The 25,333-nt window shown below is 39.9% G+C and carries 23 protein-coding genes; 15 read left to right on the top strand and 8 right to left on the bottom strand.

Features of this window, described 5'->3' with window-relative positions; genetic code table 11:
* Positions 1-80 precede the first annotated feature (80 nt).
* The 3 genes from I6F40_RS16475 (at position 81) to I6F40_RS16485 (ending at position 2,468) form a co-directional block, all read left to right on the top strand.
* Positions 81-773: a pseudouridine synthase gene (locus I6F40_RS16475; RefSeq protein WP_166377876.1), complete on the top strand. Its 693-nt coding sequence runs from the start codon at positions 81-83 to the stop codon at positions 771-773.
* 102 nt (positions 774-875) lie between these two features.
* Entirely contained in the window at positions 876-1,250 is a 375-nt protein-coding gene (locus I6F40_RS16480) for a BlaI/MecI/CopY family transcriptional regulator (RefSeq protein WP_166377878.1), read from the top strand.
* 9 nt (positions 1,251-1,259) lie between these two features.
* On the top strand, positions 1,260-2,468 hold the full coding sequence (locus I6F40_RS16485; protein WP_166377880.1) for a M56 family metallopeptidase: 1,209 nt from the start codon (positions 1,260-1,262) through the stop codon (positions 2,466-2,468).
* Positions 2,469-2,542: 74 nt separating this feature from the next.
* On the opposite strand, the gene I6F40_RS16490 is transcribed toward I6F40_RS16485, so the two are convergent.
* Positions 2,543-2,926, bottom strand: coding sequence for an MAPEG family protein (locus I6F40_RS16490; RefSeq protein ID WP_166377882.1), 384 nt, complete (start codon positions 2,924-2,926; stop codon positions 2,543-2,545).
* A 239-nt stretch (positions 2,927-3,165) separates the two neighbouring features.
* On the opposite strand from I6F40_RS16490, the gene I6F40_RS16495 reads away from it, so the two are divergent.
* Positions 3,166-4,044 carry a DMT family transporter gene (locus I6F40_RS16495; RefSeq protein WP_197193212.1) on the top strand — a complete coding sequence of 293 codons (879 nt, stop codon included), beginning with the start codon at positions 3,166-3,168 and terminating at the stop codon, positions 4,042-4,044.
* A gap of 70 nt (positions 4,045-4,114) precedes the next feature.
* Here the strand turns inward: I6F40_RS16495 and I6F40_RS16500 are convergent, their stop codons facing one another.
* From I6F40_RS16500 to I6F40_RS16515, 4 genes are all read right to left on the bottom strand, one after another.
* Entirely contained in the window at positions 4,115-4,432 is a 318-nt protein-coding gene (locus I6F40_RS16500; RefSeq protein ID WP_007580521.1) for a DMT family transporter, read from the bottom strand.
* The gene (locus I6F40_RS16505; RefSeq protein WP_010554553.1) at positions 4,432-5,964 is read right to left on the bottom strand and encodes a bifunctional GNAT family N-acetyltransferase/carbon-nitrogen hydrolase family protein; all 1,533 of its coding nucleotides are present in this window, start codon (positions 5,962-5,964) and stop codon (positions 4,432-4,434) included. The genes I6F40_RS16500 and I6F40_RS16505 overlap by 1 nt, the downstream gene beginning before the upstream one ends.
* Positions 5,965-6,063: 99 nt before the next feature.
* On the bottom strand, positions 6,064-6,912 hold the full coding sequence (locus I6F40_RS16510; protein ID WP_197193213.1) for an MBL fold metallo-hydrolase: 849 nt from the start codon (positions 6,910-6,912) through the stop codon (positions 6,064-6,066).
* A gap of 79 nt (positions 6,913-6,991) precedes the next feature.
* Positions 6,992-9,277: a penicillin acylase family protein gene (locus tag I6F40_RS16515; RefSeq protein ID WP_197193214.1), complete on the bottom strand. Its 2,286-nt coding sequence runs from the start codon at positions 9,275-9,277 to the stop codon at positions 6,992-6,994.
* Positions 9,278-9,433: 156 nt separating this feature from the next.
* On the opposite strand from I6F40_RS16515, the gene ycaO reads away from it, so the two are divergent.
* The 7 genes from ycaO to folX all read left to right on the top strand — a co-directional run bounded on the left by ycaO (position 9,434) and on the right by folX (position 18,127).
* Entirely contained in the window at positions 9,434-11,194 is a 1,761-nt protein-coding gene (gene ycaO / locus I6F40_RS16520; protein WP_166377890.1) for a 30S ribosomal protein S12 methylthiotransferase accessory factor YcaO, read from the top strand.
* 115 nt (positions 11,195-11,309) lie between these two features.
* Entirely contained in the window at positions 11,310-14,672 is a 3,363-nt protein-coding gene (locus I6F40_RS16525) for an ATP-binding protein (RefSeq protein WP_197193215.1), read from the top strand.
* A gap of 43 nt (positions 14,673-14,715) precedes the next feature.
* The gene (locus I6F40_RS16530) at positions 14,716-15,345 is read left to right on the top strand and encodes a YceH family protein (protein WP_007580511.1); all 630 of its coding nucleotides are present in this window, start codon (positions 14,716-14,718) and stop codon (positions 15,343-15,345) included.
* 68 nt (positions 15,346-15,413) lie between these two features.
* Entirely contained in the window at positions 15,414-16,244 is an 831-nt protein-coding gene (gene nadE / locus I6F40_RS16535; protein WP_166377895.1) for an ammonia-dependent NAD(+) synthetase, read from the top strand.
* A gap of 225 nt (positions 16,245-16,469) precedes the next feature.
* Positions 16,470-17,189, top strand: a complete 720-nt coding sequence (gene folM, locus I6F40_RS16540; RefSeq protein ID WP_166377897.1) for a dihydromonapterin reductase — start codon at positions 16,470-16,472, stop codon at positions 17,187-17,189.
* A gap of 22 nt (positions 17,190-17,211) precedes the next feature.
* Positions 17,212-17,766, top strand: coding sequence for a GTP cyclohydrolase I FolE (gene folE, locus I6F40_RS16545; protein WP_002962341.1), 555 nt, complete (start codon positions 17,212-17,214; stop codon positions 17,764-17,766).
* 4 nt (positions 17,767-17,770) lie between these two features.
* Complete coding sequence (gene folX / locus I6F40_RS16550; RefSeq protein ID WP_007377309.1) at positions 17,771-18,127, top strand: dihydroneopterin triphosphate 2'-epimerase; 357 nt, start codon at positions 17,771-17,773, stop codon at positions 18,125-18,127.
* 17 nt (positions 18,128-18,144) lie between these two features.
* Here folX and I6F40_RS16555 read toward each other — a convergent pair whose 3' ends face one another.
* On the bottom strand, positions 18,145-18,579 hold the full coding sequence (locus tag I6F40_RS16555; RefSeq protein ID WP_024607729.1) for a YqaA family protein: 435 nt from the start codon (positions 18,577-18,579) through the stop codon (positions 18,145-18,147).
* Positions 18,580-18,806: 227 nt separating this feature from the next.
* Positions 18,807-19,172: a DUF4870 domain-containing protein gene (locus tag I6F40_RS16560; RefSeq protein ID WP_007580507.1), complete on the bottom strand. Its 366-nt coding sequence runs from the start codon at positions 19,170-19,172 to the stop codon at positions 18,807-18,809.
* 184 nt (positions 19,173-19,356) lie between these two features.
* On the opposite strand from I6F40_RS16560, the gene I6F40_RS16565 reads away from it, so the two are divergent.
* From I6F40_RS16565 to I6F40_RS16580, 4 genes are all read left to right on the top strand, one after another.
* A complete protein-coding gene (locus I6F40_RS16565; protein ID WP_166377899.1) occupies positions 19,357-20,058 on the top strand; it encodes a spondin domain-containing protein in 702 nt (233 codons plus the stop codon).
* Positions 20,059-20,068: 10 nt separating this feature from the next.
* Entirely contained in the window at positions 20,069-20,806 is a 738-nt protein-coding gene (locus tag I6F40_RS16570; protein ID WP_166377900.1) for a spondin domain-containing protein, read from the top strand.
* Positions 20,807-20,868: 62 nt separating this feature from the next.
* Positions 20,869-21,594 carry a response regulator transcription factor gene (locus tag I6F40_RS16575; protein WP_166377902.1) on the top strand — a complete coding sequence of 242 codons (726 nt, stop codon included), beginning with the start codon at positions 20,869-20,871 and terminating at the stop codon, positions 21,592-21,594.
* Positions 21,595-21,604: 10 nt separating this feature from the next.
* Positions 21,605-23,092 carry a sensor histidine kinase gene (locus tag I6F40_RS16580; RefSeq protein WP_166377904.1) on the top strand — a complete coding sequence of 496 codons (1,488 nt, stop codon included), beginning with the start codon at positions 21,605-21,607 and terminating at the stop codon, positions 23,090-23,092.
* Between the two features lie 44 nt (positions 23,093-23,136).
* On the opposite strand, the gene I6F40_RS16585 is transcribed toward I6F40_RS16580, so the two are convergent.
* A complete protein-coding gene (locus I6F40_RS16585) occupies positions 23,137-25,311 on the bottom strand; it encodes a S9 family peptidase (RefSeq protein ID WP_197193216.1) in 2,175 nt (724 codons plus the stop codon).
* Between the last annotated feature and the right edge of the window lie 22 nt (positions 25,312-25,333).

Raw genomic sequence — 25,333 nt, forward strand, 5'->3', positions numbered from 1 at the left:
TTCTGGTTATTTAACATTATCGATACGCAGCTTTGCTATAATCTCGATCAAATTTTTATTAGCCGCTGGCGTCACACGTTATGAGCACAAAAATCCGACTCGCTAAATATATTGCCCATGCAGGTATTTGTTCTCGTAAACAGGCATCGCGTTTAATTGATGAAGGTGTGGTGACTGTAAATAATCGCCCAGCGAATCATATAGATCACGTTGATGAGCAAGACATTGTAATAGTGAATGAAAAAGAAATTAAAGGTGCTGCCGATTTAGTTTATTTTGCGTACCACAAACCAGTAGGTATTGACTGCAAATTAAATATTGATGACCCAGCCAGCCTTATTCACCATTTGCCCACACTCACCCGCGTTTACCCTATTGGTCGATTAGATAAAGACTCTCGCGGTTTGCTTATTTTGACCAACGATGGGGATTTTTGTAATCAACTAATACATCCTGACTTCCACCAGCCTAAACATTATTTAGTCACCGTAAATAAGCCTTTAGACGATGCTTTTTGTAAAAAAATGGCAGCAGGCGTACCCGTTGATAAACACATAACCCTGCCTTGTGAAGTAAATAAAATAGCCAGCAATCAGTTTAGTATTATTTTAAAACAAGGGCTAAACAGACAAATACGTAAAATGGCGCATTACTGCGGATATAAAGTAATTGATTTATCTAGAGTGCAATTTAGTGACCTCACCCTTTCAAAACTAAACCTACCTGAAAACCAATATATACAAATTAATAAAAACGATATTTCAAAAATCTAATACCAAGTCACTTAATTACATCTCAAAAATTTAAAAAATAAACTTGCAATTACAGATTACAGGTGTAGTCTTTAATTAAAGATTACATTTGTAGGCAATAGCATGATTGAGTTATCAAAAGCAGAGTTTGACGTGCTCGACGCACTTTGGGTTAACTACCCCGCCACCGCGAGCCAAATAATTGAGCGCTTAAGCGACGATAAGCAATGGCACGAAAAAACCATTAAAACCCTACTAGGTCGACTAGTAAAAAAAGGCGCACTTACATTTGAAAAAGAAGGTCGTCAGTATATTTATATGCCGTGTATGGAGCGCGCCGACTACACCTTAAAAGAAAGCCAAAACTTTATTGAGCGCTTTTTTAGTGGACGTATTGCGCCACTTGTAAGCGGCTTTGCTAAATCGGAGCAGCTTTCTCAGCAAGATATAAACGAGCTTAAAAAAGTTATAGATGACTGGGAAAAAAACCAAAAGTAAGGGATTAACATGGTTATTCAAACTAGTTTTAATTGGTTGATTGAGCAGCAATTACTATTAAGCATTTTGTTTTGTGGATTTATTTTACTCGAGCGATTTGGTTTAAAAGCCCTTGGCTCGCGGTTTGTATATAAATTAGCATGGCTATTACCTGCAGCATTGGTTATTGCTAATTTACCAAATGCGATTAAACCACTGCAAAATAGCAATATTAGCCATTACTTAATCACCCCTAACCAGCCTTTTACACATGAAATGGGTATTAGCTGGGCGCTCATGTATGTACTTATTACCGCAGGGTTATTAATAGCTAGCTTTATTACGCATACCCGCTTTGTTAAAAGCCTGCAGTTAACTGAGTTAATCCAATTTGAAGGTACTCTTGCCACTGGTATTAATGTCTATACCAGCCAACATGTAGCCACGCCAATGGTGGTCGGTATTTTAAACAGCAAGCTGGTGTTACCGAGTAACTACAATACCCAGTTTGATAAAGCCACATTAGCGCTTATTTTAGAGCACGAAAACGTACACATAAAACGCAAAGACAACCTAACAAACGCACTTATATTACTGCCTACTATTTTACTGTGGTTTAACCCACTAGCTTGGGTTTGTTACGCAAGCATGCGCCGACTACAAGAGCTGACTTGTGATGAACGGGTACTTAGCAATAAAACCACACAACAACATATTTTATATAGCAAAGCCTTAATAAACTGCGCGGCAAATGCGCCCACAGGGCTTATGGCTTATTCACACTACGGAGATAAAAAAACCATGTTACAACGACTAACTAATATAAAACACAGTGGGGAGCGTTCAAAGCTTGCTAAAGGTGGCTTATTACTTGTAGCCGCAAGTATGCTAAGTGGATTAGCGATTGCAAAGCAACCAGAGGCAATGACTAAAGAGGATCACATTTCACCGACAATGCGTATTGAACCCCTTTATCCAATACAAGCAGCTCAACAAGGCATCAGCGGCTCAGTGGTATTAAAGTACGATATAACTCCCAATGGTGAAACCGCTAATGTTTCTGTTGTTAGTGCAAAGCCTGAAGCCATATTTGACCGTGAAGCTAAAAAGGCGCTAAGACAGTGGCAATACAAACCCTCATCAATGGGTTATCAAAACGTACTTGTACAGCTCGATTTTGCAATAAACAATGAAGTTGCTAATACCGATTTAATAGAGCGAATTAAAGTATCGCACTAACTTTATTAGATTTTTCAAGACTACAAAGCAAGCGCCCTTTTAGGCTGCTTGCTTTGTGGTTTTACGCCATAAAGTTATAAGCTCACCACAATCATGGATATGGCTGTACCCAAACCAATAAACCACACTAATGAGCGAATTATATCTAGGTTCATATAGTAAAAAACGCAATACAAAATACGCGACACAATATGCGTAACCGCTAGCGTTTCGGTCACTGCACCTACAGAGTTAGTGCCCAGTACAACTGCAATAGCGACAGCAAAAACAGCGAGCGATTCAAAACAGTTTTGATGAGCAGCGAGCGCCCGTGCACCAAAGCCGGTTAATTTTATTTGTTGCGCCCTTGGATGTTTATTGTCGTATCGACCTAATTTTGCCATTGCTATAGCAACCGGCACTTTTGCAAAGTAAGGCATTAATACCGCAAGTAATGCACATACAACTAATGTTGTCATAATTTATCCTTTTGATGTTTCGGATAATTTAGCATAAGCGCAATAAAAAAGCCGCCAGATACGTTTTATGACAAACGCTGGCGGCTAACAATAACATCAGGCTTACTATAGCTAAATATATCCTCAAACCCATGCGACATAATGTCGCAGATGATGAATATTCAACATCATAGTTAATGCATCGCTTTACTTCACAAAGCTTGTTAACTTTACTGCCTTACATTTTAACGATGACGACCATGACCTGGATATTTTTCACTTTTTTAGCCGCCTTTATGCAAGCATGGCGTAATGCCTTGCAAAGTAAATTAAGTAACGATGTGAGTGTGGCTGGCGTAACCCTCTCTCGCTTTATTATTGCAGGCCCTATTGCTGCCGTGTATTTATATGGCCTTTATCAATATCAAGATACCGCCATGCCTACGTTTAATAATGCCTTTTGGGGATTTATTATAGGCGCAAGTGTGATGCAAATACTTGCCACTGGTTTAATGGTTAAGTTATTTAAAATGAATAATTACGCCGTAGGTGCTGGTCTTGCCAAAAGCGAGGCGTTAGTGGCTGCTATTTTAGGTGTATTATTTTTTGGCTCGGCACTTTCTTTACTCGGTTGGCTTGGTGTGTTTTTTGGCGCTATTGCCGTATTGCTACTCAGCGGCATAACAAGCGTTAAACACTTTAATGCTAAAACGGCATTATTAGGCCTTGCTTGTGGTACTTGCTTTGCACTTACCTCACTGTGGGTACGTGAAGCGAGCTTAAATTCAGGATTATTATTCCCACACTCAGCCGCTTGGGTTTTGCTGTTTGTAATTAGCTTACAAACACTAATACTACTGGGCTATTTATTATTAAAAGAGCCGCAAACGCTCAGTAAATTGTGGTACTACAAAGGCACTACAGCCGCTATTAGTGTTTTTAGTTGTATCGGCTCTATTGGCTGGTTTAGTGCAATGAGCTTACAACATGTTGCTTACGTTAAAACACTTGGACAGGTTGAAGTATTTTTTACCATGCTAATTGCCGTACTTTGGTTAAAGCAGCCACTTAAAAAACAAGATACTGCAGGCTTAATACTCATAGCCATTGCCGCTGTTTTGGTTATGTTGCCGAATTAATGGCAACATAAAAAAGCGCAGGCTTTTATACCTGCGCTATTCATAATTAAGCGTTTATTCAAATTACCAATTAAGAGCTTATTTTAAGTGTTATCACACCGCTAATAATCATTAATACTCCCGCAATACGACCAAATGTAGCTGCATCGTTATAAAACAATATACCTACTAAAAACGTACCCGCAGCGCCAATACCTGTCCACACCGCGTATGAGGTGCCCATTGATATTTGCCTTTGAGCAAGCCACAACATAAAACCACTAGCGACTAAAAATGCCACCGCTATTGCGATGCCCTGCCAGCGAGTATCTGAGTTTTGCGAAATTTTTAAACCTATCGGCCAGCCAATTTCAAGTAAACCGGCAATAACCAAATAAATCCACGCCATTAAACATCTCTCTTTTTCAATATAACTTCATATAAATCTTCGCGGCGATCTTTTAAGTTACGCACTGTGCCTTCGCTGTGAAGAATTTTTAACTTATCCATATCAAGGTCACTAAATAACAGCATTTCTGTATTAGGTGTGGCTTCGTTAAGTGTTGCATCGTGCGGGAACGAAAAGTCCGATGGCGTTAACACAGCCGATTGTGAGTACTGCACATCAAGGCTTTCTACTTGTGGTAAGTTACCTACCGAGCCTGCAATAACCACATAACATTCGTTTTCTATTGCACGCGCTTGTGCACAATGGCGCACACGTAAGTAGCTATTTTTAGTGTCGGTCCAAAATGGGACGAACAAAATATCTAACCCTTGTTTTGCTAAGATGCGTGAAAGCTCAGGAAACTCTACGTCATAACAAATTTGAATACCTACACGCCCAGCATCGGTTTCAAATACGGCAATTTTGTCACCGCCTTGAATAACCCAATCGTTTTGTTCATGCGGGGTAATATGTATTTTACGTTGCTCGTCTATTTTACCGCTGCGGTGGCATAAATAACTCACGTTATAAATTTTATCGTCTTCGGCAAGCGGCATAGAGCCGGTAATAATATTGGCGTTGTACTCTATTGCCATACGCGACATCGCGTTTTTAAACGTTTCGGTATATTCCGCTAAATAGCGAATCGCCTCAGTTTGGTTGCTTTGATTTCCTAAGCCCATTAATGGCGCGTTAAAAAATTCAGGGAATAGTATAAAGTCACTTTTGTAGTCAGATACGGTATCTACAAAGTATTCAACCTGCTTTAGCATTTCTTCAACCGATTCAACACAGCGCATTTGCCATTGCACAGCACCTACACGCACAATTGATTTAGTTGACTCAAGTACCGTGTCGGTTGGTTCATACATAATGTTATTCCACTCAAGTAAAGTGGCGTAACCAACTGACTCTTGATCCTCCGGTAGGTACTTTTTAAGTAAACGCTTTACCTGAAAATCGTTAGATAACTGAAAGCTTAAAATAGGATCGTATAGCTCTCTCTGATCTACTTTTGCAATGTATTCCATTGGCGTCATTTCACTACTGTGATTGTAATAACGTGGAATACGACCACCCGCTAAAATAGCGCGTAGGTTATATTGGCGGCACAGTTCTTTACGGGCATCATAAAGGCGACGACCTAAGCGCATGCCTCTGTGAGTTTCGCTAATGGCAACATCTAAGCCGTATAGCGCATCGCCGTCTGTATCGCTAAATACACGGTCGTGACCATCTGCAATGTCTTCGTATGTATGCGGGTTTGAAAAACGTGTGTAATCAACTTGTACACTTAATGCTAAGCCCACCAGCACGCCGTCATCTACAATCCCTATTTGCCCTTCAGGAAATTGGTCTATTAATCTAAAAATGGTATGACTTGGCCACGCACCACCTAAGTCGGGATACGCTTGATCCATCAAGGTTTTAATTTGCGGATACTGCTCTCTGGTTAAGTTACAAATTTCAAGATGGGTTTTTTCTGCCGACATACACAACTCCTTTAGGCATAAGAAAATAAAAGCCGAATGTACGCTCGATTAAATCAAGAATACACTCAGCTTTGTATCATGTTTTTTACTTTAGATGTACTACTTTAAGCTACGATAAAAGAGTGTGGTTACTTTCTCTTTTGGTAACCAGCCAGCGTATTCAAGACCAAGCTCAGCCAGTGGATCGGCTTTAAGCACTTGCTCTAGGCTGGCATTATTTTGCATTGCTTTTAGCATCACGTCTTTCGCGTTTTGAACAAGTTTACCATACGCTATGAGTCCTGAACGGTTACTTACCTTACCGTGCCCTGGTATTACTTGAGTATTGTCGTCAATTTGTTTAACTACATCGTCTACTGCCGCTAAAATACCATCAACGCTACCGCCGCTATCTACATCAACAAACGGTAGGCTGCCAAAGTTAAAGTAAATGTCGCCCATGTGCACTATGTTGTCGTTACTAAAAAAGACAACCGAGTCGCCGTCGGTGTGTGCATGTTCGTAATGCACTACATGCGCGTGTTCGTTATTAAAATGCAATTTTAAATCGTGACCAAAACTTATGCGCGGTAAAAAGTCTGACCCTTCCCCATGCTGCTCTTCTAAACGTTTATGTACGTTGTCGTGTGCTATAACGTGCGCACCCGCTTTAGCAAAGTTTTCGTTGCCGCCGGTATGATCGCCATGATGATGGGTATTAATAACAAACTCTGCACTGCCTGGTTTTAAATCGCTAATGGTTTTTTTAATGTCGTCTGATAACTTAGCAAACTGATCATCAATAATATAAATGCCATCATCGCCTACACTTGCTGCAATATTACCGCCTTGCCCAAATAGTACGTATACATGCTCACTTAGCTTTTGTGCTGTTACTGGACCCTCGTCTGCTTGCGCTGCTGTACTTAGTAATAAACCTGTTATTAATGCGGGTAGTATTTTTTTCATTTTTATTCTCTGTTGTATGAATTAATAAATATAGAACGTTTTTATCACTATTTAAGCTCACTCACTGATCACTTAAACGTTATTTAACAGGGCTTATGACTATTTGATGTATAAGTGTTTGCGGCAATAAAGGTGTATGTTTACCCTCTACGTAATCACTAAACCCCGCTCTATAAAATTCAGATAACGGATGCCCCGATTGCCCACCCGGAATAGCTAAAATTGCATGTTCTAAATGCCCAGGTTGAGCAATAAAGCGCTGCGATGCGCCAAAACTACGCCCTTGTACGGCGGGCATGTAGCTATCACCAAAACCCGCTGCTGTGGGCATATTTAATAACTTAGCAAGTAACGGCATTTGCTTTGCAAACGGATGCTCTATCACTAACTCATTGACCTTGCCCCACTGCCAGCTTTGTACATTATTGCCAAATTGCTCAGTAAGCTTAGTAATAGTTTGGTCAAATGCACCGTGTAATTGTGCATCCCAGTTTTTAAATTGTGGGTTTAGCCATGTGTCGGGTTTGTTATTAATAAGCTGCCACACAGCAGGCTCTAAATCTCGTTTTACGTATTTAAGTGTGCCTTGTTGTTTATTTAGTTTGTCTTCAATATTACTAAATAAAATATTAATCACTTCATCGCGGTAACGCTTAACTAAGGTATACCCTATGGAGGTTGAACACGCACATTGCTGCCAATTTTCGAGCGCTGTTATATATTGCTTATTTTTGGTTTTATCGGCTTTTAATTGCTTTAATAGCAAAGCATGCCAAGGCATTAAAAAGCGAGCTTGGTTATCAAGCTGTAATGCGTAAAAGTCACTCTCTGCGAATGTTTGTTTTTCGAATAACCTATCGCGTATTTGGCTTGAGCGCGCTCCCAGTGCATAGCCTCCATTACCAAAGCGTGCGTTGTCATCAGCCGATACAACGCGTGAGTTACCAGTCCATAAACGGCCGCTTTGTGGATTTTTAACAAGCGGGCGCTCTAATTCGTTTTGCTGCCAAAGTGTTGAATATTGGTTTGTGTTTACACTCAACTCACTTGGTATTTTACGAGCCGGTATGCCCCCCATATGCTTCCACGCTGCGCCGCCTTGGCTATCTACCACCATTAAGTTTTGTACCGGAATACCCACATTGCTTGCTATTGCTAATGCATCATCAACAGTACTTGCTTGTTCAAGCTTTAGTAACTCCATATCAACGGCATAAGGCTGATGTGCAGCCCAACTCAGTGCGTAAGGTTTTTCGTTAATGTATTTTACAGGGCCATATTCGCTGAGTATTAATGAATAGCTTTCGACTCCCCCATCGGGTAATGCAATGGGTTCATCAATTTGCCATGTTTTACTATCGTCATTTAATGCAATCCAATCTGCCGTGTCTATATAGCCGTTAGTAAATCCCCACGCAATCTTGTTATTGGTGCCAACCACAATTGCCGGCGCACCAGGCAGCGATACACCTGTTACCTGAGCGGTTTTTCCATTTTGTATATAATTTAATTGTGCTCTGTACCAAATAACCGGCACTGCCATCGATAAATGCATATCATCCGACACCATACCAGCACCTGTTTTAGTAAGCGTTCCTGTAACTGCCCAGTTATTACTACCGCGCTCTTGATTGGCTTCAATGCTTTTAACTGTGTGCTGTGTTTGAGTGGGCAAGGTGGGTATACCGGCGTTATAAGGCGCTAATTTACTGCCATCAAGTGCGGCTTGGTACTTACTCGGTTGCGTTAAAAAATCAACCATTTGCTTTGTGTACGCTTGCTCAATTTGAATAAGTGCTTGGTCGCGTTCAAATGTGGCGCTTTGCAAATCAAGGTACATGCTAAATATCACAAGTAGGCTGTCTTCACTTTGCCATGGCTTTTGTGCTGCACCTGTTAGTAAATATTCAAAGCTTGAATACCCTACTTGCGCTAAGCCTTCGTTTACACCTTGAGCGTAACTTTTAAGTAATTGCTTATCGGCATCAGGCAGCGTTTGTAAAATAATTTGGCTGCGTTTACGCAATTGATGAAAACGCATCTTTTTATCGAGCCCCAACGCGGCTTCGCCAAATAACTCACTTAGCTCGCCTGCGGCGTTACGCCTTAGTAAATCCATTTGAAAAAATCGGTCTTGCCCATGCGCATAACCTAAACCGTAGGCGGCGTCGTTTCGGCTATTTGCATTTATCACTGCTTGCCCTAGTGCATCGCGCGAAATTTTTACAGGCTCTACTACCGCATTACTGCGTCCGTTTCCATCAAGGGCGGGTAAACTTAAACTAAGCACACCATAAACGACGGCGGTACTTGCCAGCCCTAAAATCACAATTAATAATAACAAGCGTTTGATTACTTTAAACATCAACCTTTCCTTTGCACGTTTTGACCAAGCGTTAAGGGCATATAATAACCACAGTTTTATTAAATAATAATGTTCTTGCTCGCAAAGGGTGAAATAAACATCAAAATCCACGATAATGTCAGCTCCACACATCGTGCAGAACTAGTTGAGATCAATATGACTGAAAAAACATTTATCAAAGGTAAAGACCGCGACCTAGAATCGTCAATCTCTACCATGCAAAACAAGCTTGAAGCCCTACACATTAATGTTGAAGAAGCGCTTTGGCTTAATCCTGTAGCTAACTGTTATTCGGTTCATATAAAAGACAGTGACTGCGGTGTTATGTTTACCAATGGTAAAGGCGCAACCGACAAAGCCTCTATTGCCTCAGCACTCGGTGAATACTTTGAGCGTTTAAGCTGTAACTACTTTTTTGCAGACTTTTATCTAGGTGAAGAATTTGCCAATGGCGAGTTTACTCATTACCCAACCGAAAAATGGTTTAAAGTTGAAGGCGATGAAGTGCCAGAGGGTATTATGGATGAAAGCTTATGGGATTACTTTGACCCAGAGCGCGAACTTAACGCATCACACCTTTTTGATTTTAACTCAGGCAATATTGATCGTGGCATTTGTACCCTGCCATACACGCGCCAGCGCGATAACCAAGACGTATACATTCCGGTAAACGTTATTGGTAATATTTTTGTATCTAACGGTATGAGCGCAGGTAACACAAAATTTGAAGCTCGCGTACAAGGTTTATCAGAAGTATTTGAACGCGCTATTAAAAACCGCATCATCGCCGAAGGCATTTGTTTACCAATCGTGCCTGAAGACGTTGTTAAGCAATATCCTAAAATTCACGAAGCGTGTGAAGAGCTTCGCAGCCATGGCTTTCATTTACGTATTGCCGATGCATCGCTTGGGGGTATTTACCCAGTAATGAGCGTAACGCTTATTAACCCAACTGATGGTTCTGTATTTGCTTCTTTTGGTGCTCACCCATCATTTGAAGTTGCGCTTGAGCGTACCGTTACTGAGTTACTACAAGGTCGTCGTTTAGATCAGCTAGATGTATTCCAACCTGCAACATTTGATAACGATGAAGTAGCAACACCAGAGAACATTGAACTGCACTTTATTGATTCAAGCGGTTTGATTTCGCATGATTTCTTCCGTGCAAAACCTGACTTTGAATTTGTACACTGGGACTTTAGCGGCACAACAGAGCAAGAATATAACTTCTGTACTGACCTGATTCACAGCATGGATCACGATATATACATCATGGATTACACGCACTTAAACGTATACGCATGTCGTATTTTAGTGCCGGGCATGTCAGATATTTACCCTGTTGATGAGCTTATTTGGCGCAACAACAACGAAGGCGCAAAATTTCGCGAAGCATTCCTATCGCTTGATCAGTACGATGCAGAGCAATGGATGGAAATTTACGACAGCCTAGAAGAAGCCGGTCATAGCGATATTATCCGCGCCGCAGAATTTATTGGCTTAGCAACTGATGCCGACACACCATGGCACACACTGCGTATAGGTGAGCTTAAAGCGCACCTATGCTTAGCCGCAGGCAGCGAAGAAGCCATTGATTGGGTTGATTGGATACTTCATACGGGCCAAGTAAACGAAGATGCAATGCGCCACTTCCGCTGTTTAAAAGCGATTCTTGAAATTAAATACGATGACGAGCGCGAATACGCTGATTACCAAGATGCATTAGGCTTAATGTTTGGTGCTAATAATGTAGCGCTGGCTATAGAAATTGCCGAAGGTAAAAAGCAATTTAACGGTTTAACTTTTCCAGGTTTATCGCTTGAAGGCTTTAAAAAGCATGCGGCACTACTTGATGGTTACCGCAAGCTACACGTAGCAAAGCAAAATCATTGGGCACGTGAAGTTAGCGATTCGTAACTCGCTAAACTACTAATTATAAAAAATAAACGGCGCATTTGTTAATGCGCCGTTTTCATTTATGTCATAAATTAGCTATAGTTAATTTGCCTAAATTAACGCCACGATGTAGCTAATGCCACCGTCTAGTAATAACAAAAAAACGAATGTTCATAACTTTAAGCTGACCTTTTGGTTATCGCTTACGCTAACTGTACTAGTTGGTGTTGTTCTTGATCGTATTAACTATAATCGTGTAAAAGATGCTCACCGCCTACAAATTCTTTCAGAAGTAAGTACTTATAGAGCTCAACTCGAATCAACCTTAGTTTCTAATATTCAACTAGTACGGGGTTTAGGTGTTGCCGTTGCCGCAGAACCGGGTTTAGAACAAGAACGCTTTGAACAAATCGCAGCTCCTCTTTTTGATACATCAAATGAACTTCGTAATATTGGTGGCGCTCCCAATATGGTCATTCAAATGACCTATCCTTTAAAAGGGAACGAAAAAGCAATTGGCCTTAATTTTTTAGATAATAAAAATCAGCGTACTGATGCACTTAGAGCTCGCGATACCAACACAATTATTATGGCAGGACCGCTAACATTAGTTCAGGGGGGGGAAGCATTAATCGCCAGGGTTCCGGTATATACACCTCCCAATAATGAGTTTTGGGGGTTGTTGTCGGTTGTACTCGATATTGACAAGGTTTATATCAATTCTGGTGTTTACGAATTAGAAAAACAGTACAACGTTGCCATTCAAGGGCGTAATGGTTTAGGTAAAAAAGGCGAGTTTTTTTTCGGCAATCAAAATATTATTCAACAAGATCCTCTTGAGTTCACTCTAAATTTTCAAGGCGGCAGCTGGCAGTTATATGTAGCGCCAAAAATCGGTTGGAGCCCTCCTATTTCATCAATATGGCCACTTCGGTTATCGATTATTATTATTTGCGGATTATTAATTTGGGCCTTTTTATTCTTTTTGAAAATGCTTAATCGTCAGCAACAAAACGAAAAAATGCTTGAAGCAATGAGTGATCTAGCTCAAATAGGCGCATGGTCATTTAACTTAGAAACTAAACAAGTGTATTGGTCTGATATGACCAAAAAACTATTTAAATACCAATTAAATAACCAACCAGAATGGCCTAAAGATTTAAACTACTTTAAAAAAGGCGCTAGCCGAGAAACAATTAAACCTTTAATTGAACGAGCCATAAAATATGGTGAAAGCTACGAAGTTGAATTAGAAGTAATGGATGCAGAAGGTGAATCTGTTTGGGTACTCGTACATGGTGAAGCAGAACGAAAGAATGGACGATGCACACGCATTTTTGGCTCACTACAGAATATTGATACCCGTAAAAAAATTGAATTAGAAAATAATAAAACCGCATTACATAACGAAATTTTAGCTTCTCTTACCGTTAATAAATTAATATTAAATGGGCAACTTAGCCAATCGAAAGATATTATCACTGAAGCAATCTGCCAAGCATTCGATATTAAACGTGCCAGTATTTGGTTTTTTAATGAAGACAAGTCTCAACTAAGCCCCTTTGCCATACATAGCAAATATTCGTCTAGTGACAAAATTGACTCTATTTGGCTAAGAAAAAACAACCCCGGCTTTTTCAATGCAATAGATCATCAAGCAGTATTTAATGCACCCGATGCACTAGAACACCCAATACTCGCACCAATTAAAGAGCAGTATTTAATGCCACTCGAGATTAAATCAATGCTGTGCGTAATTATTCCTGCGGGAAGTGGTGCTATAGGCGTTGTTTGCGCCGAGCAATGTCAATCCAAGCGCCACTGGTCTAAAAACGAAGAAAGCTTTTTAATTGCCGTTGCAGCGTTAATAGGCAGCTTGCACTCGAGCCAGCAACGAATTGAAACTGAACAAAAGCTGGTTGCCGCCAAAGAAACTGCAGAACAAGCTGTTGAAGCTAAAAGTGAATTTTTAGCGAGTATGAGCCACGAAATTCGCACCCCAATGAATGGTGTTTTAGGCATGCTTAATATAGTTAAGCAAACGCAACTAGACCTGCAGCAAAAGCATCATATCGAACTTGCTCAATCATCTGCTCAATCTTTACTTAATATAATTAACGACATATTAGACTTTTCTAAAATTGAAGCCGGTAAGCTCGATATTGAAAACGTGCAATTTAATTTACCTCGGTTATTAGGAGAAGTGGTTGAATCGTTTGCTTTAAAAGTAGAGCAAAACAATACAAAGCTTATTTTAGATGCCACTCAAATTACAGTTAGCGAAATAATTAGTGATCCGAACCGCTTACGCCAAATTTTGAACAACTTAATTGGCAACGCCGTTAAATTTACTATTGATGGCGAAGTAGTTATTACCGCCAAAGTAGATGAAACAACGGATGGCTCGTTTCTACAATGTTCAATTATTGATACTGGCATTGGTATTGACCCAAAAAAACAAGCATCGTTATTTGACTCATTCACACAAGCCGATGCTTCAACTACACGCCAGTTTGGGGGCACAGGGCTTGGCCTTGCCATAGTAAAACAACTGTGTGAGCTGATGAACGGTGAAGTAAGCGTAAACAGCATGCAAGGTGAAGGAAGTACATTTTCTTTCACAATACAAATACAGCCTCGCTTAAGTAAAGAACAAGATTTACCGAGTCATTTAATTAAAAACAAACATATTTTAATTATTGATGAGTGCTCGTTAAATGCAAATACAGCCAGCAAACAACTCACGGTATGGGGTGCAAAGGTTAATTGCATACATGACTATCTTGAGGTTGATGATTATTTAAATAATGTAACCACCCACCCTGAAGCTATTTTAGTTGATTACTACTTTTTTGAAAAAGCGCCGCAAACGCATATAACTGCGCTTAAAAACTTTATAAATATGCATAGTTGCAAGCTAGTTCTTATGGCGCCAATGAGTTATTCACCTGAGGAGTCTAAAGTAGGTATGGAAGTCGACTGTATGATTTTTAAACCACTCACACCTTCTGATTTGTTTGACTCACTCACTAACGATAAATACATTGAACAACAGCAGCAACAAGCACAACTACAAAATAAACTAACTAAAGCACCGGTACTCGATTCATCAGAGCCACAACTACTGCTCGTTGAAGACAATAAAATAAACCAAGTAGTTGCCTCGGCGCTCTTAAAGCAAGCAGGTGTGACTTTTGATATTGCTGAAAATGGGCTTGAGGCAATTGTAAAACTCAATGCAAAACAAGGTAAGCCATATAAACTAGTTTTAATGGATTGCCAAATGCCTGAAATGGATGGCTACCAAGCCACTAAAGCCATTAGAGAAGGCGATGCAGGTAAGGGTAATGAAAATATTACTATTATTGCACTTACAGCCAATGCCATGCAGGGCGATAAAGAAAAATGCCTAGCAGCAGGCATGAACGACTATTTAAGTAAGCCGCTCGATTTAGCCGCACTAAAACCTAAACTCCAGCAATGGCTTGGTATCCAATAAAGGTGTAAGCTAATAAAATACGCTTACTAATTTGAGATTATTTATGCAGTTATCAGCAAATCAACAACGTATTCTTGGTTGCTTACTAGAAAAACAAAGCACAACGCCAGAACATTATCCGCTATCGTTAAACGCTCTAGTGAACGCATGTAACCAAAAGTCTAATCGCGATCCTGTGTTAAATCTTACAGATAGTGACGTGCAAAACGCACTTGATGAACTAATAGACATGCGTTTGGTAACTATAGATGAAGGGCTTTCTGGTCGCGTAAATAAATACGACCACCGCTTTTGCAACACTGAGTTTAGTAATCTGCAATTTTCTGCTCAGCAACGTGCCATTGTTTGTTTATTACTTTTACGTGGTGCCCAAACCCCAGGTGAATTAAGAACTCGCAGTGCTAGGCTTGCTGATTTTAATAACGTAAATGAAGTAGAAACAGCGCTCAATAAACTGATTGAAAGCGATTACGCCCGTAAATTAGAACGAGAAGCAGGTAAACGCGACAGCCGATACATTCATTTATTTGGCGAACAACAAAATAATCCCGCCGATGCCTTTGTTGCTCTACCAAGCGAAGTAATTAAAGATAAAGAATTAAGTGATTTACTGGCAGAAGTAGAAGAATTAAAAGTAGAGCTTCGCAAAATAAAAGCTCATTTAAAACTTTAATTAATTAAGACTAAATCACATAATAAGTTTATTGCGTATCACATATTAAATTTTATAAGGATCTGGCAATGCGCGCCGAAATTATGGCTGAAATGAAGGTTCAGCCAACTATTGATGTAAATACTGAGATAACTCGCCGGGTTGCTTTTATTAAAGCACGTTTAGTAGCAGCTCACTCACGATCACTAATATTGGGTATTAGTGGTGGTGTTGACTCATCAACTTGTGGCCGCTTATGTCAACTTGCCGTAAACGAGCTAAATAAAGAACACGATACTGACAAATACCAATTTATTGCTGTGCGCTTACCTTATGGCGTACAAGCCGATGAAGACGAAGCGCAAATGGCGGTTGATTTTATCCAGCCAAGTAAACGTATGACCGTAAACGTACAACCTGCGGCTGATGCACTGCATGAGCAAGCGATAGCTGCTGTAGTTGGCTGTGGTGAAGCACTGCCTGAGCAAGCTCAGATAGATTTTATTAAAGGTAATGTTAAAGCACGCCAACGTATGGTTGCTCAGTACGAAATTGCTGGCTTTTGCCAAGGCTTAGTAGTGGGTACCGATCATAGTGCTGAAAACATTACTGGTTTTTATACTAAATTTGGTGACGGCGCGTGCGATTTAGCTCCGCTATTTGGTTTATCAAAACGCCAAGTACGTGCACTTGCTACTGCACTCGGTGCCCCAGCTTTATTAGTAGATAAAGCACCTACAGCTGATTTAGAAAGCGACCGCCCAGGCTTAACAGATGAAGAAGCACTTGGTTTGAGCTATGAGCAAATTGATGACTTTTTAGAAGGTAAACCTCTGTCTAATGATGTTGAACAAAAGCTTGTGAGTATTTACATGCGTACACAACATAAGCGCCAACCAATTCCGACAATTTACGATTAATGTTTTAGTAAATAAAATAAAGCAATTAACGCCTTTGAGGATTAATTGCTTTTTTGATCGACAGATTAAGAAACTGCGTATATTTTAATAAATTAACGCTTTAAATTTTATAATACCAATTGCGTTAAATTAGTGATCTATTATAGCCCTAAGAAAATAGCGATAGATCGATCATGTTTTAACAATATTGGTATAAGTTACCCGCCAAAGAGAACACTGCCTTATATGACATCGCCCATCTTAATTACCGGCGCAGGCCAACGTATTGGTTTAGCGCTCGCTCAGCATTATATAGCCCAAGGGCAGGCTGTTATTATTACGTATCGTACTCGCCACAACGCTGTTGATAAATTAGAGCAACTAGGCGCTGTATGTATTTATGCCGATTTTAGTACCGATGACGGTATAAGTGCATTTATAAATACGCTTAAAGAGCATACAAAATCGCTGCGCGCTGTTGTTCACAATGCATCAAGCTGGGACTGCGAAGCTAACAATCCTGACTTTGCAGTACTGTTCGATAATATGATGCGTATACACGCCAAAACACCGTATTTAATTAATTTAATGTGCGCTGAGCTGCTTATAAACTATCAGCAAAGTGAAAAAGTACCTGCTGATATAATTCACCTTACTGATTATGTAGTTGAAACAGGCAGCCCTAAACACTTAGCTTATGCAGCAAGTAAAGCAGCTCTCGATAACTTAACTAAATCGTTTAGCGCTAAATATGCACCAAACATAAAAGTGAACTCGGTTGCTCCATCACTCATTATTTTTAATGAACATGACGATGAGCAATATCGAGCTAAGACCCTTAAAAAATCATTAATGGGCATTGAACCCGGATGCCAAGAAATTATCAATAGCATTGATTTACTATTACAAAGCCACTACATCACAGGGCGCTCTTTGCCTGTTGATGGCGGCCGTCATTTAAAGTAAATATAAATAAACTGAGATATTTATGCACAATGAATTAAAAGAAAGTTACGAAAAAATCATCACCGCAGTAGGCGAAGATGCTAACCGCGAAGGCTTACTTGATACGCCAAAACGTGCTGCAAAAGCAATGGAATATTTAACGCAAGGGTATCGTCAAACGCTTGATGAAATAACTAATAAAGCGGTATTTACATCTGACGCTGACGACATGGTGTTAGTGCAAGACATAGAGCTTTACTCTATGTGTGAGCATCATTTACTACCTTTTATTGGCCGTTGCCATATTGCTTATATTCCAAACGGTAAAGTATTGGGCTTGTCTAAATTTGCACGTATTGTTGATATGTTTTCACGCCGCTTTCAAATTCAAGAACAGCTAACGCATCAAATCGCTAAAGCAGTTGAAGAAGTTACTGGCGCTAAAGGTGTGGGCGTTATTGTTGAAGCAAAACACATGTGTATGATGATGCGTGGTGTAGAAAAGCAAAATTCAAGCATGCGTACATCAGTAATGTTAGGTAACTTTAGAAGCGACCCTAAAACACGCAACGAATTTTTGCAGCTTATAAAAGGTTAACCCTATGGCTAATGCAATTATTAACGTTACTAATTTGCGCCTGCGTACGTTTATTGGCTTTAACCCCGATGAGCGTGAAAAAAAGCAAGATGTAGTGATCAACCTAGAGATTCACTACCCTGCTGATGACGCGTGTAAAACGGATGAAGTTGACCAAGCACTTAATTATAAAGTGATCACCAAAGAAGTAATTAGCTTAGTAGAGCAAGGCCACTTTTTACTGCTCGAAAAATTAGTGGCTGAAATTCTTGCGGTTTGTCACTCACACCCAAGTGTTCATTACGCTAAAGCACGTGTTGATAAACCGCATGCACTGCGTTTTGCCGACTCGGTGTCGTTAACGCTTGATTGGGCTAAATAAGGCCTTAAAAAATTTATTTAAAAAAGCTTTTCGAATCCTACGGCAAGGGCGATAACCGCTAAATAGCGCGCGCCTTTGCCTAGTGTTACTAACAGTAAAAAGGTGTTAAATCGCACTTTAAATATGCCTCCAATCACCGTTAATGGGTCTCCCACAACCGGTAACCAAGCAAATAACAAACTATATACACCATATTTATTAAATTGCTTTTGTGCGTTATCAAGCCCTTTTTGCGATACAGGAAACCATTTTTTATCTTTAAAACGCAGTACCTGCGTGCCTAACCAGTAATTAACGCAGCTCCCCAATACATTTCCAAGTGTTGCTACACACCACATAAGCCATAAATTAACTTTACCTTGGGCAATCATCCCCACCATTATCACCTCAGAAGAGCTAGGCAGTAATGTGGCAGATATAAATGCGCTAATAAATAACGTGAGATAAAGCATAATGTCCTTATGGCTAAACGTAAAAACCCAGCCTATAGCTGGGTTTATAATACCAATTTTATTAAAAACATGATCATTCTAGCGTATTAAATAACTCACTAACGACGTTAAAAATTATTTATATAGAACAACTATGTATCATAATTTTAGCCTTGTTATTGAGCTATTTTCTTATCGCTATAATAGATCACTAATTTAATGCAATTGGTATAAAAATAACTGAGGTTTTATTTTATCAAATTTAAACTAAACGGGTAATTAAACTCTTTACCTTCGTTAGCTTTAATACTTGCCATTACAACCATTACAAACCCAAAAATTGCCACTATAGGTAGTAATATTAAGCCTACTGCTACAAACATCAGTAAAAAACAAACTACATATGCAATTGCCATCGTTATTTGAAAGTTAAGCGCCTTTTTACCGTGCACGTCAACAACTGGCATCTCATCTCTTTTAATTAACCACACAATTAATGGCCCAATTATTGAGCCAAACGGCACAATAAATCCGGCAAGCGCACTCAAATGGCATAACATAGCCCACATACGGTCATCTTTATTAACTGGTTCAACCTGTTGATTTTCTTCCATAACACTCTCCTTTTTGTTTTATGTATGTTGCCTCTTAACTAAACCAATGTCTACAAATCAACCAACGTATTTGTATTTAAAAATCACAGCGTAAAATCTTGTGATAAAAAAGTGATAAGTTTGTGAGAGTTTCTGGAGACGATTATTCAATACTTAACTCGAATCATCACTTACAGGAATAATAATGAAAACTTCTACATTAACAATTGCAATTCTTTTAGCGGCAGCTAGCCAATCGACTATGGCCGCAGAATTAGACCTAAAAGTTACTAACCTAACCAAGGGTATTCACTTCACTCCACTGTTAATTACAGCACACAACAGCGAAGACACACTATTTGAAGTAGCAACGCAAGCATCTACAGCATTACAAACAATGGCTGAAGGCGGCAATATTGCAGAGCTAGTTGCACAAGCAACTGCTGCAGGCAGTGATATGGCTGCAAATCCAGCTGAGGGCTTACTTGCACCAGCAGCATCTACAACGGCAACACTGACAACTACTGACGGTAACGAGTACCTATCTTTAACTGCAATGATGCTACCAACTAATGATGGCTTTGTAGGCTTAAACAGTTGGAAAATCCCAACAGAAGCGGGTACTTACACAATTAATTTAAATGCTTACGATGCAGGCACTGAACAAAACAATGAGCTTGTAGTTGAAGGGTCTGGCGCACCAGGTACTCCAGGCATTCCAGCAGCTCCAGGTGGCGACGCTGGCACTGGCGGTACAGGTATATTAAGTAGTGATACAAATACAAGCATCCATATTCACCCAGGTAGCTTAGGCGATGACGATTTAGAAGCCGGTAATAGCGATTTAAGCAATACGGTACACAGATGGTTAAACCCAGTAGCTCAATTAACAGTTACAGTTAAGTAGGAGCATGATTATGTCATCTACTAACAACCTCAAAAAAAGTCTACTAGTGCTTGCACTTGCAACCACGCTTGCAGCGTGTAGCGATAACGATAATGACGATTCAATAATAGAAGAGCCGGTCGTTGTTGAACCAATTGTTGTAGAGCCTGTAATTAGCGAGTTTACTATTACTTTTAGTAATTTAACTGCTGGGCAGCCTTTATCACCGCTCTCTGTCATTGCTTTTGAAGATGAAGCACCTTGGACATTCGGTACCACACCTTCTGTTGGTTTAGAAATGCTTGCTGAAAGCGGTGCGAATGATGAATACCTATTGTTTGAAAACGCGTTAGAAGCGGTTTCTGCCGAAGCTGGTATTGGTCCAGGCGAAACAACCACGGTAACTATTTCGACTGAATCACTGGAAACCCTTAATTTGTCATTTGCTGCAATGCTTGGGAATACAAATGATGCTTTTACCGGTCTTAGTCTTGTAGATGTATCTTCATTAGAAGTTGGTGACTCGCTAATGCGTACCACTGTTGCTTATGATGCAGGTACTGAAGCGAATACAGAAACAGCTGAAACTGTGCCAGGTCCTGCCGCTAGCGGTGAAGGGTTTAACGAAATACGTGACGATACAGCCGATATAATAACGATGCATCCAGGCATTGTTTCAAATCAAGATGGATTATCTACATCAGCACTTGGTGTTGAACATAAGTTTGATAACCCAGTATCGAAAATAGTAATTACGCGCACGCAGTAACGTTCCAGCTTGTAATGGGGAAGTAAGGGAGCACGGATGCCCCCCTTTTTACGAGGTAATACATGCGTCACGAAAAAATATTAGTAGTAGAAGATGACAGAGAAATAGGTAAGTTAATTACCACGCAGCTAACGTCGCTTAACTTACATGTTGATCATGTTGTGAGCGCAGAACTTGCCTTAAAAAAAATAGCTAAGCATCCCTACGGACTTATTTTACTCGATATAAACTTACCCCAAATGGATGGTTTGAGCTTATGCCGAAAAATAAAAGAGCATTACCCAACTACCTCCGTAATTTTACTCACCGCGCTTAGTAGCGATATGGACAGAGTTATTGGCCTTGAAATGGGCGCCGATGATTATATTTGTAAACCCTTTTTTGCACGCGAATTACAAGCCAGAGTAAAAACCCAATTACGCCACAGAGCACAACTACTCGCTGGCCAAAATAACGACAACTCCCCCGTTGATAGCGAACAAACACTAAATGTAGGCTCACTCAATATAGAATTTAGCTCGCACCAAGTGTATTTAGGCAAGCAAGCCCTTAACCTTACCGCCACCGAATTTGATTTACTCGTTTACTTTGCACGCCATCCTAATCATGTTTTTAGTCGCCAGCAGTTACTCGATAAAGTATGGGGTTACCAACACAGTGGTTACGAGCATACGGTTAATTCACATATAAACCGCTTACGTGCCAAGCTAGAAGAACACCAACAAGCGCCTATTATCGAAACAGTTTGGGGTGTTGGTTACAAACTAAACCCTAGCCAACTCAATTAAGACACCTATTATGAAATTATCTTTGTATCAAAAATTAGCTATATCGCTAGTCGTGATTTTTTGTTTTATTTGCGCCCTAGTTTACGGCTGGAGCAAGCAATTAGAACTGACTTCAAAACACCACGCCGAACAAAATCTGCACTTAGCGTTAGCGGAACATTTAGTACAAGATAACCCATTAATAAAAGAAGGTGTTTACGATTATAAAGCGCTTGAAAACCTCTTTCATACCTTGATGTTATTAGGCCCTGCGTTTGAATTTTATTTTGTAGACGAAACCGGAAAAATTCTTACTTACTCAGCAAAGCCAGGGAAAGTTAAACGTACGCATATTAGTTTAACGCCTTTAAAAGAGTTGATTAACAACCCAAGCGCTGCACCTATTTATGGTGATAATCCTCGTAATAAAGAGCAACAAAAAATATTTTCAGCCGCGCCAGTATTTAATCAAGATAAGCTACAAGGTTATTTATATGTAATTATTGGTGGTGAGGCTTACGATACCTCACTAAGCACTGTAAAAAATAATGATAAGTTATGGCTAGCTGCTTTATGGCTTGGCTCTGCACTCGCATTTTTATTTATTGCGATGCTCATTTTACTACGTTTTTTTACCAACCCAATTCAGCGATTAGCACGCGATGTTAGTAATATTGAAGCCGCTAACTACAGCCTTACCGACACCAAGCTAAGTAACTATTCAACGCAAAAAAGTAACGAAGTGCATAGTTTAGGGCGAAGTATTCAAGCCATGCTAACGCGTATTAACGAGCAGTTTAAAGCGCTTGAACAAGGCGATAAACAACGCAAAGAGTTACTAACTCACTTATCGCACGACCTACGTACACCACTTGCTTCACTGCAGGGGTTTTTAGAAGTATTAAATCAGTCGGGCGAGCAGCTAAGTAAACAAGAGCAACAAGAATACTTACAGGTATCGCTTAATAATTGTGGGCAATTAAAGCTACTCATAGAACAAATATTTGAACTTGCTCACTTAGAAAATGGCGAAATAAGTATAAATAAAGAAACCTTTAATTTAGGTGAACTCATTTACGATTGCATGGCAAAATTTAGTTTAGCCGTTGATAAAAAAGGCATTAGTTTGTCGGTAGAACCTGCGATTTGTGATTTTCCTGTGGTTGCCGATATAGCTAAATTAGAGCGCGTGTTAAGTAACTTAATTGATAATGCAATTAGGCATACCCCTCGCGGCGGCAGCATTGCAGTACATGTAAAACGCAGTGACGATAATCAACTATTTGTGCATGTATCAGACACGGGCGTAGGCATAAAAGAAGATGAGCTGAATGCTATTTTTGATCCGCACTACCAAGCAAGTAATTCTAATAAGGAAGGGCGCCAGCAAGGTGGTTTAGGATTGGCTATTTGCAGAGGGTTATTAAAACTGATGGATAGCGAAATTTACGTACAAAGTGAAATTGGTAAAGGCACTATGTTTAGCTTTAACTTGCCACAAAAAAAGGTGCTTTCTTAAAAAGCACCTTACATTTTTTTGTTTATTTTAAATATATAAATTAATTACTTTTTAATACCCGCTAAATCAAGCATAAATGCATAGTTTAGCGCGGTATCTTCTAAGCGTTTAAAGCGACCCGATGCGCCGCCGTGCCCTGCTTCCATATCTATTTTAAACAGTAACTTATTGTCATCAGTTTTATAGTCACGCAGCTTAGCAACCCATTTTGCAGGCTCAAAGTATTGAACTTGTGAATCGTGCAAACCAGTCGTAACTAGCATATTAGGATATGCTTGCTTAGTTACTTGGTCGTATGGCGAGTAAGACAGCATGTAATCGTAATACGCTTTTTCGTTCGGATTACCCCATTCGCCGTATTCATTTGTTGTAAGCGGAATGCTCGCATCAAGCATCGTTGTTACTACATCTACAAACGGTACCGCAGCAACCATGCCTTTATAAAGCTCAGGCGCTTGGTTTGCTACTGCGCCCATTAATAAGCCACCAGCACTGCCGCCTAACGCAAATATTTCATCTTTTGCGCCATACTTTTGAGAAACCAGTGCTTTAGTTACGTCAACAAAGTCGTTAAATGTATTCTTTTTAGTTAGTAGCTTGCCGTCTTCGTACCAAGGACGACCTAGCATTTGCGATCCACGTACATGGGCAATTGCAAATACAAAGCCACGGTCTAACAAGCTCAAACGTGAGCTTGAGAACGTTGGATCCATGGTAGCGCCATAAGAACCGTAACCATATTGCAGTAGCGGGTTAGTGCCATCTTTTTTAAACGCATCTTTACGGTAAACTAAGCTTACCGGTACTTTTATGCCATCACGTGCTGTTACAAAAATACGCTCTGACGCGTAATTGTCAGCATCAAAATCACCTAACACAACCTGTTGCTTAAGAAGCGTTTTATCGCCAGTCGCTAAATCTACATCGTACGATGAGCTTGGAGTGGTCATGCTTGTGTAGTAAACACGTAACGTGCTGCTATCTATATCGTTATTGCCATAAGTACCAATTGTATAAGCGCTATCGTTAAAGCTCAGTGGTAACTCTTTACCTGTTTTAAAATCACGCGCAATCAACTTTGATTGGCCCATTTCACGTTCTTGGTAAACTAAGTAGTTATTAAATAAATCAATGCCTTCGAGTTTAATATCATCGCGCGCAGGGATCACACTTTGCCAATTAGCCTTGTCGCCTGCTTTATCAATATCAACTTTCATCAGCTGAAAATTTACAGCATTTAAGTTAGTTACAATGTAGTAAGTATTCCCTAGCTTCGAAATATCATATTCAAGCCCTGCTTCGCGCTCAATTAAGCGTTTAGGCATTGCCTTAGTATCATCAGCACTTAATACAGATACGCCTGATGCAGCCGTGCTGCTGTGCCAAATATAAATCTCTGACTCATCTTTGCTTTTACTCATACCCATGTAGTAACTGGTATCAGTTTCTTCGTAAATTAGCTCGTCATCAGCTTGTGGTGTGCCTAATGTATGACGATAAACTTGGTAACCTAATAAAGTTTGTAAATCTTTTTTAATGTAGTAAACCGTTCTATTATCGTTTGCCCACACAATGCCACCGTTAGTGCCCTCGAGCGTGTCTTCGAGTAATTTACCGGTTGTTAAATCTTTTATTTTTATACTATAAATACGACGGCTAACAGTATCTTCGCCATAAGCCATTAAATTGCCATTCGGGCTTACATTTAAGCCACTTACTGCATAATAATCATGGCCTTTCGCAAGCTCATTTACATCTAAAATAACTTGCTGATCGGTACCTGCAAAATCGCTGCTGCGTAAGTAAGTAGTGTACTCGTTATCGCCACGTGTTTGTGTTGAGTAAAAATAATCACCGTTTTTAACTGGGACCGAATCATCGTCTTTTTGAATACGCCCTTTTAGCTCTTCAAACAACTCACTTTGCAGCGTTTTAGTATGTGCAAGCATTGCATCAGTGTATGTATTTTCAGCTTCTAAATAGTTAATTACCTCTGGTGCTTTACGCTCGTCATCACGTAGCCAATAGTAATCATCAATGCGTGTATCACCATGAATAGTCATTTCATGCGGTACTTTTTTAGCAATAGGGGCAACAGCTTGGACTACTTGAACCGTTTTAACTTGTGTATTACTTTTTTTGGTTTCTTCAGGGGCTTGATTACAGCCACTTAAAATAGCGAGTGATAGTGCTGCGAGTGCGAATGGGTTGCGTTTCATCAGTCAAAGTCCTTGTTATATT

Source organism: Pseudoalteromonas sp. SWXJ133 (genome assembly GCF_015864365.1).
Taxonomy (GTDB): Bacteria; Pseudomonadota; Gammaproteobacteria; order Enterobacterales; family Alteromonadaceae; genus Pseudoalteromonas; species Pseudoalteromonas arctica.